Here is a 13,849-nt window from a genome sequence, read left to right as displayed (position 1 = left end):
GTGCCCGAATCAGGTCACGAGGCGCACACGCGTCCAGTCTGTTTACGGAGCGAAGCGCAAAATCGCGGCAACTGCGCCGCCGCCCGGAATGTCCTCCGCGCGAACAGCGAGCACCCGAGCGCCCGTCAAGAGCGAACGACGAGCGATCTCGTCGACGACACCGTAGGTGCTTCCGTTGGTCGACTCACCGGTCGTGAGAGCGCCTGTCTGGGGATCGAGACTTCCGGGTACGACGGAATCGATGTCGATGAAAACGGTGTCGACCTGTCCGTACGTCGCGGCTGTTGCCACGTCGGCGACGTCCGTCTGAGTGCGTCCCTGTTCCGTGCGCACATTGAAGGTGTCCCGCACCGCCGCCAGCTGCTCGGCGTGGAAGTCGTCGAGCGCCGGACGCGAACCGTCCGCCACTTCCTGCGTCGACAAGGCTTCCGGGTTTCCCTCGACGGTTTTGTCGACCAGGTGGCGGTACGAATTCACGGAGCGATACACCGACGCGATGGGTTCGGCAGCGGCCAGGATCAAGGGGACATCACGGCCGGCGAGCACACCGCGGACCTCGTGATCGACTGCGCGGGCGTACTGATTGACGCGCAACTTCCGGCTGTCCGACCCCGACAACCGACCCGCCTCGGTACGGCTGTTGATCGACGACTTGCCCGCGTGATCCGCAGCGTTCTTCGGCATTCCCTGAACACGGACCTCGTCGGCCGGCTGATCGGCGGCGATCTCGATCAGTCGCACCGAACCCTCTGCCAGGGCGAGAACAAACGCCGTCTGGGGGAACGTCACCGAACGGAGCAGTGGCTTGAGGTGGAACCGATCGCTGACCGTTTCGAGCGCCTGCAGACGGTTGGGGAGGCGGAAGGTCACCAGACGCTCCGGCGTCGCGTACGTGACCAATGAGCGCGACTGGAAGCGCCAGAAATCGTCGTCGTCGTCGAGCTCTGCGTATTCGGCCTCGAACTGCTTGCGCTCGGCGGGATCCTCCACCGACGCGAGTGCCGAGCGGACCTGGTCCTTGAAGGCTATGCGCGCTTTGTCGTAATCCTGAGGCGCATCTTCAGTCGGAGTAACGATGGTGATGCAGGTGGGCCCCTCCACCTCCGCGAGTGCGGCAATTTCACCGTGGCTGGGAATGTCGTTGTGAAGCACTACGAACCTCCTGAAATTGGGTTCTCCCCACGGTACGCCCAGCTGGTTATGACCACTAGACTTTCCGGAGAATTCGGGACGAACGGTCCATTGTGGGCGCGGTTCTGGCCACCCCACTCCGGGCGAACGGCATGTTCATCGCCTCCAGTGCGCCGAAAGTGCCGTTCGCTCAAAAACGGGGCATACAAAAAACACCCTCCCGGATCCCGGGAGGGTGTTTCCTTACTGTGGAGCCTAGGAGATTCGAACTCCTGACATCTGCCTTGCAAAGGCAGCGCTCTACCAACTGAGCTAAGGCCCCGTTCGGTTTTCTGACCGGAGTCAGAGTACCTAGGTTCTATCCTGTTTCCAAATCGTGCCAAACCTTGTCTCCGCGCTGACTTTTGATCAGCTTGGTGACCCCGAGAGCTACCAGAATTCCGGCCCCGACAAGCAGGAAAACCTTCATTCCAGCAACCCTTCTTCGGCACATGGGAGTGGGCCTAGGAGGACTTGAACCTCCGACCTCTTCATTATCAGTAAAGCGCTCTAACCACCTGAGCTATAGGCCCCTGAACCGATTCCAAAGATTACCCCACCGGGCCGCTGACACCAAAACGGGCCCGGCGGAGCAATGTTTTCGCAGGTCAGTCGCGGTCGGCGAGAGTTACCTCTACGCCGCCAACCAGGTCGCTGCAGAGGTTGTAGATGAACGATCCGATCGTGACGAGTGCCGTGAAAAGCACCATGTTCGCGATACCGATCAGCGCCGCGTAGCCGAACACCTGGCCGGCCGTCACCAGACCGTCGGAGCCGCCGTCGGCAACGATGTCGGTGAACGCGTTGTTCAGGCGATCCCAGACGCCCATTCCGTCGAGAACGACGTAGAGCAGCCCGACGGCCACCATCCACACGAAGAACAGCGACACCGAGATCACGGACGTGATCTTGAGCGTGGACCACGGGTCGATACGACGGATCTGAACCGTTGCGCGCAGTGGCGCACCGTCGACGACCGAAGCTGATACGGCGTGAGTTTTCTCACCCTTCACCGCAGCAGGCAACGGATGCTTGGCCTCGGAGAGGTCAGGCATGTCCTTCGGCAGATCCTTGCGATCGATGTGCCGAGTGGGCCCGTCGATCGCAGCAGCTTTTGCTTTCGGATTTGCGACCGTGGGATTGGCGACTGTGGCATTTGCAGCCTTGGGATTTGCGCCCGAGGGTGTAACAGCCTTGGCTGCTGCCGCGCCGGCGACGCCGCCGGTAGCTGCGGCCGCCGCGGTTCCCGTCACGACGGGACGCGCCGAAGGATTGCCGGCAGGGCGACCTGCCTGTGCACCGGCGGCAGGACGACCCGCTTGGGGCTGTCCCTTCGGCGCACCACCCTGCGCGGGGTTTTTGGCCGGGCCACCCTGCGCCGGGCCACCCTGCGCCGGGCCGGCCGGTGCAGGACGCTGCGGACCCGCAGGCGGCTTACCCCCGGCAGGAGCTGTCGGTCGACCCGCAGGAGCACCAGCGCCGGCTGGGCGCGTGATGTTGGTCTGCGGCTGACTTTGCGGCGCCTGATTCTGCGGTGTCTGAGCCTTCGACGCCGGATTCTGAGCAGCCGGACTCTGGGCAGCCGGATTCTGAGCTGACTGCCCCTGCGGCTGACCTGACGGCTGGGGTCCGCGCTGCCAAGGCGGTGCCTGGCTGCCACGAGCCTGATTGGCAACCGGTTGCGGCGGAGCCTGACCGTCACCCTTCGCCGGAGTTACCGGCGCAGCCGGAGCCACAGAAGGAGCGGAAGGAGCCTGACCCTTGGCCGCACCCGCAGCGTCGGAAGCCCCACCCGCCGGCTTCTGAACCGACGGGCCGCGAGGCGGCTCAGGTGCCTTGGGCGCCGGAGCTGCCTCGGAAGCTTTGGGTCCGCCGTCCGCTGGAGCTGCAGGTTTCGAGGTCTGCGGCCCCGCCGGAGCAGTTGCCTGCTCCGGCTTCGGTGGCGTCGAACCTGAAGGGCTTCCGCTCTTCTGGTCACTGCCCGGCTGGTTGGGAGTGCTCACTAGGACTCCTTAGCTCCATCGGCATTGTCTGCGTTGTCGGTGGTCTCTGCAGCGAGCTCTTCGGGCTCGTCGGCGTTGCGCGCAATCGCGAGCAGTGTGTCGCCTTCGCCGAGGTTCATCAGACGCACGCCCTTGGTCTGGCGTCCTGCCTTACGAACCTGCTTGGCAGCCGTCCTGATGACGCCGCCGCCCGAGGTGATCGCGTACAGCTCGTCGTCGTCGTCGACGATGAGCGCACCGACCAGAGTGCCACGTTTCTTGTCGTACTGAATCGTGAGCACGCCCTTGCCGCCGCGACCCTGCACCGGGTAGTCCTCCATGCCGGTTCGCTTGGAGTAACCGCCCGAGGTGGCGACCAGGAGGAACGTTCCTTCACGAACGACGTTGAGCGAGAGCAGCTCGTCGTCACCGTTGAAACGCATGCCCTGGACACCGGAAGTGGCGCGGCCCATCGGACGCAGTGCCTCGTCGGTGGCCGAGAAGCGGATCGACTGGCCCTGTGCCGAGACGAGAAGCAGGTCGTCGTCGGCGGAGCAGAGAACAGCGCCGACCAGTTCGTCTTCACCGCGCAGGTTGATGGCGACGATGCCACCGCTGCGGTTGGAGTCGAAGTCGGTGAGCTTGGACTTCTTGACCAGACCGTTGCGAGTGGCGAGCACCAGATAGGGCGCGTCTTCGTACGTCTTGATCTGGATGACGGACTGAATGCGCTCGTCCGGCTGGAATGCCAGCAGGTTGGCAACGTGCTGACCGCGAGCGGTACGGCTCGCCTCGGGCAGCTCGTAAGCCTTCGCGCGGTAGACGCGGCCCTTCGTGGTGAAGAACAGCAGCCAGTCGTGCGTCGAGGTGACGAAGAAGTGCGAGACGATGTCGTCCTGCTTGAGGCCGGCACCCTGAACGCCCTTGCCGCCGCGCTTCTGCGAGCGGTACAGGTCGGTCTTGGTGCGCTTGGCGTAACCGGTCTCGGTGATCGTGACGACGACGTCTTCGCGGGCGATCAGATCCTCGTCGTTGACGTCTCCGTCGGCGGCGATGATGCGGGTACGACGGTCGTCGCCGTACTTGTCGACGATTTCCTTGAGCTCGTCACGAACGATCGCGCGCTGACGCTCCGGGCGAGCCAGAATGTCTTCGAGGTCCGCGATTTCGAGTTCGATCTCAGCCAACTCGTCGACGATCTTCTGACGCTCGAGGGCGGCCAGACGACGCAGCTGCATGCCGAGGATGGCGTCGGCCTGGATCTCGTCGACGTCGAGGAGTTCCATCAATCCGGCGCGAGCGATGTCGACGGTCTGCGACGCGCGAATCAAGGCGATGACCTCGTCCAGAGCGTCGAGCGCCTTGACCAGACCGCGCAGGATGTGGGCGCGCTCTTGTGCCTTGCGAAGCAGGTACCTGGTACGACGGACGATGACCTCGAGCTGATGCGTCGTGTACAGACGGATCATCTGGTCGAGGCGCAGCGTGCGCGGCACTCCGTCGACGATGGAGAGCATGTTGCAACCGAAGCTGGTCTGCAGCTGGGTGTGCTTGTACAGATTGTTCAGCACGACCTTGGCAACGGCGTCACGCTTGACGGTGACGACGATGCGCATGCCGACGCGGTCCGAGGACTCGTCGTGGATGTCGGAGATGCCACCGATCTTGGCGTCACGAACCTGCTCCGCGATGGAGGTGATCAGGTTGTCCGGGTTGACCTGGTAGGGCAGCTCGGTGATGACGATCGTGGTGCGGCCCTTGGCATCTTCTTCGATCTCGACGACGCCGCGCATACGGACGGATCCACGACCGGTGGTGTAGGCGTCCTGGATGCCCTGTCCACCGACGATGAGACCGTGCGTCGGGAAGTCGGGTCCCTTGATGCGCTCCATGACGGCCGCGAGGGTGGCTTCCTCGTCCGCCTCGAAGTTCTCGAGCGCCCAGTAGATGGCGTCGGCAACTTCACGCAGGTTGTGCGGCGGAATGTTGGTGGCCATACCGACGGCGATGCCGTTGGAACCGTTGATCAGAAGGTTCGGGATACGGCTGGGCAGAACCGTCGGTTCCTGCGTCTTGCCGTCGTAGTTCGGGGTGAAATCGACTGTCTCGTGGTCGATTTCGCGCAGCATTTCCATCGCGAGCGGCGTGAGCCTGCACTCGGTGTAACGCATGGCGGCTGCGCCGTCGTTGCCGCGGGAGCCGAAGTTTCCCTGACCGTCGACGAGCGGGTAACGCAGCGACCACGGCTGGGCCATACGGACCAACGTGTCGTAGATCGAGGAGTCGCCGTGGGGGTGGTAGTTACCCATGGTCTCGGCGACCGGTCGGGCAGACTTCACGTATCCGCGGTCGGGGCGATATCCGTTGTCGTACATCGCGTAGAGCACGCGGCGGTGCACCGGCTTGAGTCCGTCGCGGACATCCGGCAGAGCGCGACCGACGATGACGCTCATGGCGTAGTCGATGTAGCTGTTCTGCATTTCCTGCTGGATGTCGACCGGTTCGATCCGGTCGTGTTGCGGACCGTCCGGTGGCAACGTGGTGTCGGTCATGAGCTCACTTTCTTAAAAGAGGGGGCAAGCCCTTGTGCGCGGAAAAGGAGTCCGGGGACTCCTCAACCGCTCACAGGGCCGCAGGCCCTACACGTCGAGGAAACGAACGTCCCGGGCATTGCGGGTGATGAAGCTGCGTCGTGCTTCGACGTCTTCGCCCATCAGCACGCTGAACAGCTCGTCGGCAGCAGCCGCGTCGTCGAGCGTGACGAGACGCAGAACGCGCACCGTCGGGTCCATCGTGGTTTCCCACAGCTCCTTGGCGTTCATCTCGCCGAGGCCTTTGTAGCGCTGGATGCCGTCGTCCTTGTTGATCTTCTTGCCGGACTCGAGGCCGGCCTTGACCATCGCGTCGCGCTCGCGGTCGGAGTACGCGAATTCCGGCTGCGCACCCTTCTGCCACTTGAGCTTGTACAGCGGCGGCTGCGCGAGGTAGACCTTGCCGTGCTCGACGAGCGGCCGCATGAAGCGGAACAGCAGTGTGAGCAGCAGCGTTGCGATGTGCTGACCGTCGACGTCGGCGTCGGCCATGAGCACGATCTTGTGATAGCGCAGCTTGGCGATGTCGAACTCGTCGTGGATGCCCGTGCCGAACGCGGTGATGATCGACTGGACTTCGGTGTTCTTGAGGACGCGATCGATACGCGCCTTCTCCACGTTGATGATCTTTCCGCGAAGCGGGAGGATCGCCTGGTACATCGAGTCTCGGCCGGACTTGGCCGAGCCGCCTGCGGAGTCGCCCTCCACGATGTAGATCTCGGACTTCTCCGGGTCGTTGGAGCGGCAGTCGGCGAGCTTGCCGGGCAGGCCACCGAGGTCTGTCGCGCTCTTACGACGGACCAGCTCACGCGCCTTACGCGCGGCAACTCGGGCCTGCGCCGACGAAACAGCCTTGTTCACAATGGTTTTCGCGTCGGCGGGGTTCGCCTCGAACCAGTGCGCGAGGTGCTCGTTGCACGCCTTCTGCACGAAGGACTTGACCTCGGTGTTGCCGAGCTTGGTCTTGGTCTGACCCTCGAACTGGGGTTCGCCGACCTTCACCGAGATGATGGCCGCGAGTCCTTCACGGATGTCGTCACCGGTGAGCTTGGGATCCTTGTCCTTGAGCAGCTTCTTTTCGAGCGCGTACTTGTTGACCGTTGCGGTCAGTGCGGCGCGGAAGCCCTCTTCGTGGGTACCACCCTCGTGGGTGTTGATGGTGTTGGCGAAGGTGTGGACGGACTCCGAGTAACCGGAGTTCCACTGCATTGCGACCTCGAGCTCGTGGCCGGTGCCCTTGGCGGTGAATCCGACGACCGAGTTGTGGATCGGAGTCTTGCTCTTGTTGATGTGCCGGACGTAGTCCTCGAGTCCACCGGGGTAGTGGTAGACGCGGGTCTTGGACTTACGCGGCGCTGCATGAGCAGCTTCTTCGGCTTCTTCGGCAGCAGACTTGGGAGCCTCGGCTACCTCGGCAGCTTCGTCGTCGATGACCTCGGCGCGCTCGTCGGTCAGCGTGATGGTCAGGCCCTTGTTGAGGAAGGCCATTTCCTGCAGACGACGCGCAACGGTCTCGAAGTTGTAGCGGGTGGTCTCGAAGATCTCGGGATCGGCCCAGAAACTGACGGTGGTGCCGGTCTCCTTCGTCGGGTCGCCCTGTACGAGCTCTCCCGGCTTGGAATCGGTGTACGTCTGCTGCCACCGGTAGCCGTCGACCTTGATGTCGACGTCGAGCCGGGTGGAAAGCGCGTTGACCACCGAGATACCGACGCCGTGCAGACCACCGGAGACGGCGTAGGAGTCGGAGTCGAACTTGCCGCCGGCGTGCAGCTGGGTCAGCACGACCTCGACGGTGGGGACTCCGGAGGCGTGCATGCCGACCGGGATGCCACGGCCGTCGTCGATGACGCGGATTCCGCCGTCTTCGAGGAGGGTGACCTCGACCTTGGTGGCGTGTCCGGCCATCGCCTCGTCGACCGAGTTGTCGACGACCTCCCAAATGAGGTGGTGCAGGCCGCGTTCACCGGTGGAACCGATGTACATGCCTGGACGCTTACGTACCGCCTCGAGTCCTTCGAGGACGGTGATGGACGACGCGTTGTAGTCCTTGCTGGAAGTGCTTGTATCTGACTTCTGGGCAGCCACGGGTGGGTAGCTCTCCTTCTCCGTCAATACTCGAGCGCAGCCGTCAGCAAGCCCTTGCGGGTGTCGTCGGAGCGGGTTCGAGAATGTTGCCGCTAGTTACCGTTGACCATCTTACTGGTAAGCACCGACTAGAAGCGGCCAATGACACCCCTGGCTGCGCCGCAGACGAATTTTTACGATCCACTGAAGGTGAAACGCTAGGAACTTTGCTTCTCCGAGCGACGCTCTCTCAGGCTCGCGATAAATGCCCGCGCATGTTCGGCAACCTCGCCCGGATGTGAAAACGGCGACCAGTGTCCCGCGGGAATTTCACGTCGCTGCAGGTCGGAGACCCATTTTTCGGCATCCTCGTATCCCACCGGACGAACGGCTTTGTCGTACTTGTTCAGAATGAGCTGAACGGGCACGTCCGTGTACCGATCCCGCGGCTTGCCGAGAGACGGCCGGATGTTCGCGCGATAAAGCTTGAGTCCGTTCACCATGTCGTCGGCGATGGTGGGCGCGGTGTTGACCACACTGGGGTCCAGACCGTCGAAGAACCCCAGAAATGCCGGCCAGTGCTTGGAGAACCACAGACGCAACGGAAGGGTGCACAGGCCGGGAATCTGGAACAGAACGGTGTAGGCCGACGCGATTCCCTGCGCCACCGGGCCGAGGAAACGACGCTTGGACGCGCTCGCCCGGATCCACTTACCGAGATGATCGAGATTCGGACCCGAGATGGAAGAGAACGACGCGATCTTCTCTTCGGCACCCGGCTCACAGACCGCTTCCCAGGTTTCGACGGATCCCCAGTCGTGAGCGAGGACGTGCACCGGCTTACCCGGGCTGACCGCGTCGATGACGGCGAACAGATCGCCGGCCAGTGCGCTCAGTTGGTAGTCCTGCACCCTAGAGGGGATCGTGCTCTCGCCGGCCCCGCGGCTGTCGTAGCTGACGACGCGGAAGTCGTCTGCGAGCAAAGGCACGACGCGATTCCACAATTCATGGGTGTCGGGCCAACCATGCACCAGGACGATGGTCTCGCCGTCCGCTTTGCCCTGCTCGAACACGGCCAGACTGACGGAACCGTTGGTCACCCGACGCGCGGTCACGGCATGGACAGGAGAGTGCTTGGACATTGTTGAACCCTTCGGAGTTAATCCTTCGGACTGGGAAATCTAGAGATCGAGAACGAGACGTCCACCGTCGGAACGGGATACACAGATGAGCATCTCCGTTTCCTGCTCGGTGTCGGTCAGACGCCTTTCGCGGTGATCGGGTTTACCCGCGAGCACCTTCACACGACAGGTTCCGCAGAAACCCTGCTGACAGGAGTACCCGACCCCGGGCAACGTCTTCTTGATGACGTCGAGCGCGGACTCGTCGGCGGGCACGGTGAGCACCTGACCCGAATTGACCAGCTGCACTTCGAATTCCTTGCCGTCGATCACCGGCGGAGCCCCGAACCGCTCGAAATGCAAAGCGGTGGAGGGTGTATCGCGGAATCCGCGGCGGACGGCGTCGAGCATCGGCGTCGGGCCACAGCAGTACACGGCGCCGCCGACCGGCGCTCGTCCGAGAAGATCTGCGGTGGTGGGCAATCCGAACTCGTCGTCCGGGCGCACGAAGACACGTTCGGGATCCCAGGTCGCGATCTCGTCGAGGAACGGCATGGATTCACGGGAGCGGCCCGAGTACACGAAGTACCAGTCCATCCCCAATTCTCTTGCCGCACGGACCATTGCGATGATCGGTGTGATGCCGATACCGCCGGCGACGAACAACGCGCTGCCTTCGCCCACAAAGGGGAAGCCGTTGCGAGGTCCGCGTACCGTGACGTGCTCACCGGGCTGCAGGGCGTGCATCTCGATGGAACCGCCACCGCCGTCGGGAATCCGGCGCACCGCGACGCTGTATCCCGTGCGATCAGCAGGGTCGCCGCACAGCGAATACTGACGCCGCAGACCCGAAGGTAGATGGAAGTCCAAGTGCGAACCCGGATGCCACGGCGGAATCGGTGAGCCGTCGGCGGATTCGAAGCGCAGGCGAACGACGTTCTCGTCGGTTGCCACCACCTCACGCGTGCTGACCACCATGTTCATGGCCGTGTCAGGGTTGTGGCCCGCGATCTCGGGGTTGTAGTCGTAGGCCGTCAACACCCGAAGGTACTTGTCCGCCAACAACTCCGTGATGCGCATGGCGCGGTCGGGGCGGTTCTTACCGGACAGATCGGGTGGCGCCGGAAACCGCGGCAACCCGTCGTGACCGGAAATGACGTCCTTGACCCTCGAGAGTGAAATCACCGTGCAGCCGCCTGTGCTGCGGGTGACGACGCGAGGTACTGCACCGCCTGGGCGGTCGAGCCCTCTTTGCTGGGGTGGTACGACTTGCTGAAGTACGTCGACATCCGCTTGACCAGCTCGAACGAGGTGGGAACCGTGCCTCGCTTACCCGCCGCGATGAAATCGGACAGGTGGGGGCGTCGACGGCTGGGAGCCTGAGCGGCAAGTTCGGGATCGTTGCGCATGAGGAACCTGGTGCCACGAATCCACAGCCACACCAGTACCGGCGTGACGACGATCTGCGTTCGGATGCGGCGTGTCTCGCGCTTGTCGAAGTAGCGCATGACGTCGTACGCGACAGAGCGGTGTTCGACCTCTTCGGCGCCGTGCCAGCGGAGCAGATCGAGCATCGTCGGGTGCATGCCGGCTTTGTCGAGTCCCTTGGCGTTGAGCACCCAGTCGCCGAGAAACGCGGTGATGTGCTCGATGGCCGCGATGATCGCCAAACGCTCCACCAGGTGGTTTTCGGCGCGCAGTCCCGTCATCGGGCGCGGACCGAGCAGCTTCGAGAAGGTCCATTCCATCTGCTGCGTGTACGGCGTCGGATCGAGGCCGTTCTCCCTGAGATGGACCAGCACGCCCGAGTGCGCGTTGGAGTGCATCGCCTCCTGGCCGATGAATCCGACGACGTCTTCGCGGAGCTTTTCGTCCTCGATCAGGGGAAGAGCTTCCTTGAAGGTCTCGACAAACCATTCCTCACCGGCAGGGAGGAGAAGGTGAAGCACGTTGAGAACGTGTGTGCTGAACGGATCGCCCGGAATCCAGTGCATGGGCAGATCGGACCAGTCGAACTCGACATTGCGAGCCTGCAACAGGATGTGATCCGGCTCGGCGAACGACGAAGCGGGTGTCGATATCTTCTGCGACATCTGGCTACTCCTTCATGCCTGCCGAACGGTGGGGAACGACAGCCTTGTGACACAGTTCACTCACTAGCGAGTTTTAACTGTAACACGAAGTAATAGGTAGAACCAGAGCCTGGTTGAGTTTTCCTCAGCCGTACGTATCGCGAGGTCCGCGGCCTTTCACATGCCTTTCACCCTTGCGCCAGCTCGGCGCGCTCGGTCCGGTGATACGCAGCGTCTTCACGACGCCGTCACCCACGGCAGCAGCGATCTTGGCCAGAATCTGGGACTGCATCATGCGCAACTGGGTAGCCCACGCCGTCGACTCGGCGGAGATGCTGAGTACACCTTCTTTCAGCGAAATCGGCTCGGCATGGGCAGAGATGTCTTCACCGACGACCTGCGGCCACCGGCCGAGGACCGTGCCCTCGGACACCTTGGGGGACCACCCACGCGACTTGGAGATCGCACTGGTGAGGGCGCCGAACGGCTGAGGGTCCCGCGCATCCGGGCCGGGGCCGGACCAACCGCTGCGTCGACGCGGGCGGCCACTTCCGTATTTGGGCGACGAGCGCCCCTGCCCGACGGCCTTGCCGTTGGCCTTGGCCGTCGCGCGTGCCTCCTCGAGGGCACGGCGCGCCAGATCGATCCCCTTGAGCTCGGGCTCCGGGGCCGCGCTGCTGTCTTCAGTCATCGAACTCGACCTCCTGATCTGTCGAGCCTACGGGCACTATCCGGGATATCCGACCGTCTCCGGTATCGGAGGCTTCGACGCCGAACTTGGCTGCCTCGAGTTCGTCCGGCACATCTTCGGGAACAGCAGCCGTGATCAGTACCTGTTCGGCGGTAGCGGCAACGGTCGCGAGCGCACGACGGCGACGACGGTCCAATTCCGCGAACACGTCGTCGAGCATCAGGACCGGGTCGCTGCCGTCTGCCCGCAGTAAGGCAAAACCTGCCAGTCTCAGCGAAAGCGCAAAAGACCACGATTCACCATGGCTGGCAAAGCCTTTCGCCGGACTGTCGCCGAGAATCAGCTCCAGATCGTCCCGATGCGGACCGACCAGACACACTCCACGATCGATTTCCTTCGACCTCATCTGCGCCAACTCGAGATGGAATCGCTCCTCGAGGTACGCGACGTCATCGATACCGGCAATCCTTGCAGGGTCGGTGAATTCGGGATCCAACGACGCACCGAGGCTGCTCTTGTATCGAATCGACGCCGGCCGGGATTCGGGCGCGATGGAACGATACGACTCTGCCAGGTGCGGCGCCAGATCGTGGACCAACTCGAGGCGCCCGGCCAACAATTGTGCGCCGTGAGCGGCCAGATGCCCGTCCCACACCTCGAGGGTGGAGAGGACGTTGTCGGACTCGCCACCTCGAGAACCTCTGCGCAAAGCCGCACCGGCAGTTTTGAGCAGCGCCGAACGCTGGCGCAACACCTTGTCGTAATCCGCACGGACAGCGGCCATTCGGGGAATCCGGGACGTCAACAACTCGTCTAGATAGCGTCGACGATCACCAGGATCGCCGCGTACCAACGACAAATCCTCCGGCGCGAACATCACCGACTGCAGAATCCCCAGCACTTCACGCGGACGACGCGTCGGAGACTGATTTATCCTGGCGCGGTTGGACTTTCCCTCGATCAGTTCGACATCGATGGTCAGTTCGCGCCCGTTGTTGACCACCGTTGCACCGGCAAAGGCACTGGCGGAACCGCTGCGGATCATCGGTGCATCCGCGGACACTCGATGTGACGACAGCGTCGACAGATACCCGAGCGACTCGAGGACGTTCGTTTTTCCGTGCCCGTTCGAACCGAGAAACACGGTTGTTCCCGGCGTGAGGTCGAGCGTCAGCGAATCCCAGGATCGGAAGTCACGCAGCGAAAATCTACGAACGAACACTTAGCTTCCAGAAGCCGAATTCTTGGGCGAAGCACTCTTGACCGCGTGACCACCGAACTGATTGCGCAAGGCCGACACCGCCTTCATGGCCGGTGAATCATCCTGTCGTGAAGCAAATCTCGCGAACAGAGCAGCGGAGATGACTGGAGCGGGGACCGCGTGCTTGATGGCTTCCTCTACCGTCCAGCGGCCCTCACCGGAATCCTCGGTATAGCCCGTGATCTGCGCGAGCTCCGGATCTTCCTCGAGGGCGTCGACAAGCAGATCGAGCAACCACGAACGTACGACGGTTCCCTTCGACCAAGCTCGGAGCACGCCCGGAACGTCCGCGATCAGGCTTTCCGCCTCGAGGAGCTCGTACCCTTCGGCATACGCCTGCATCAGCCCGTATTCGATGCCGTTGTGCACCATTTTCGCGTAGTGACCAGCACCGACCGGGCCGGCATGGACAAAACCGTCGGCAGCGTCGCCGTCGGGGCGCAGAGCGTCGAAGATCGGCATTGCCTTCGCCACGTCGGGCTCGGATCCGCCCACCATCAGGCCGTAGCCGTTCTCACGGCCCCAGATGCCACCGGAGACACCGCAGTCGAGGAAACCGATCCCACGGGCGCCCAACAGCTCCGCATGGACAGCGTCGTCGGTGTAGCGAGAGTTTCCACCGTCGATGACCAGATCGCCGCCCTCGAGGGAATCCGCCAGTTCGGCAATGGTGCTCTGGGTGATTTCACCAGCCGGAACCATCACCCAGACGACTCGAGGTCCCTCGAGGGAAGCAGCGAGTTCGGCAAGTGACCCGACATCGGTGACCTCCGGTCGAGGGTCGTATCCGACTACCTCGAGGCCATGCGCGCGCAAGCGCTCACGCATGTTGAAACCCATCTTGCCGAGACCTACGAGTCCGATCTTCATACTGTTCTCCCTGGTCAGGCGCGAACT

Annotated in this window: 10 protein-coding genes and 2 tRNA genes; all 12 read right to left on the bottom strand. The window is 63.1% G+C overall.

Going from position 1 to position 13,849, the window contains the following annotated elements; genetic code table 11:
• Positions 1 to 42: 42 nt before the first annotated feature.
• Positions 43 to 1,152, bottom strand: coding sequence for a hypothetical protein (locus tag ACFQ6H_RS17040; protein ID WP_378445283.1), 1,110 nt, complete (start codon positions 1,150 to 1,152; stop codon positions 43 to 45).
• 228 nt (positions 1,153 to 1,380) lie between these two features.
• A tRNA-Ala gene (locus ACFQ6H_RS17035) sits at positions 1,381 to 1,453 on the bottom strand.
• A 176-nt stretch (positions 1,454 to 1,629) separates the two neighbouring features.
• Positions 1,630 to 1,703 (bottom strand) — tRNA-Ile (locus ACFQ6H_RS17030).
• Positions 1,704 to 1,778: 75 nt separating this feature from the next.
• Entirely contained in the window at positions 1,779 to 3,173 is a 1,395-nt protein-coding gene (locus ACFQ6H_RS17025) for a DUF3566 domain-containing protein (RefSeq protein ID WP_378647420.1), read from the bottom strand.
• A complete protein-coding gene (gene gyrA / locus ACFQ6H_RS17020; RefSeq protein ID WP_378445279.1) occupies positions 3,173 to 5,704 on the bottom strand; it encodes a DNA gyrase subunit A in 2,532 nt (843 codons plus the stop codon). Before gyrA ends, ACFQ6H_RS17025 begins: the two co-directional genes overlap by 1 nt.
• An 87-nt stretch (positions 5,705 to 5,791) precedes the next feature.
• On the bottom strand, positions 5,792 to 7,828 hold the full coding sequence (gyrB, locus tag ACFQ6H_RS17015) for a DNA topoisomerase (ATP-hydrolyzing) subunit B (RefSeq protein WP_378445277.1): 2,037 nt from the start codon (positions 7,826 to 7,828) through the stop codon (positions 5,792 to 5,794).
• A 197-nt stretch (positions 7,829 to 8,025) separates the two neighbouring features.
• Complete coding sequence (locus ACFQ6H_RS17010; protein ID WP_378647418.1) at positions 8,026 to 8,949, bottom strand: alpha/beta fold hydrolase; 924 nt, start codon at positions 8,947 to 8,949, stop codon at positions 8,026 to 8,028.
• 39 nt (positions 8,950 to 8,988) lie between these two features.
• Complete coding sequence (locus ACFQ6H_RS17005; protein WP_378647446.1) at positions 8,989 to 10,110, bottom strand: PDR/VanB family oxidoreductase; 1,122 nt, start codon at positions 10,108 to 10,110, stop codon at positions 8,989 to 8,991.
• A complete protein-coding gene (locus ACFQ6H_RS17000) occupies positions 10,110 to 11,021 on the bottom strand; it encodes a metal-dependent hydrolase (protein ID WP_378445273.1) in 912 nt (303 codons plus the stop codon). Before ACFQ6H_RS17000 ends, ACFQ6H_RS17005 begins: the two co-directional genes overlap by 1 nt.
• A 124-nt stretch (positions 11,022 to 11,145) precedes the next feature.
• Complete coding sequence (locus tag ACFQ6H_RS16995) at positions 11,146 to 11,691, bottom strand: DUF721 family protein (RefSeq protein ID WP_003942471.1); 546 nt, start codon at positions 11,689 to 11,691, stop codon at positions 11,146 to 11,148.
• The gene (gene recF, locus ACFQ6H_RS16990) at positions 11,684 to 12,913 is read right to left on the bottom strand and encodes a DNA replication/repair protein RecF (RefSeq protein WP_378647408.1); all 1,230 of its coding nucleotides are present in this window, start codon (positions 12,911 to 12,913) and stop codon (positions 11,684 to 11,686) included. The genes ACFQ6H_RS16995 and recF overlap by 8 nt, the downstream gene beginning before the upstream one ends.
• A complete protein-coding gene (gene gnd, locus ACFQ6H_RS16985; RefSeq protein WP_378647406.1) occupies positions 12,914 to 13,822 on the bottom strand; it encodes a phosphogluconate dehydrogenase (NAD(+)-dependent, decarboxylating) in 909 nt (302 codons plus the stop codon).
• Positions 13,823 to 13,849: the final 27 nt, after the last annotated feature.

This window comes from Rhodococcus sp. NPDC056506, from assembly GCF_042794945.1.
Classification (GTDB): domain Bacteria; phylum Actinomycetota; class Actinomycetes; order Mycobacteriales; family Mycobacteriaceae; genus Rhodococcus_F.
Note: the sequence above shows the minus strand (reverse complement) of the source record. Positions and strands in the feature narration are given on the sequence as shown.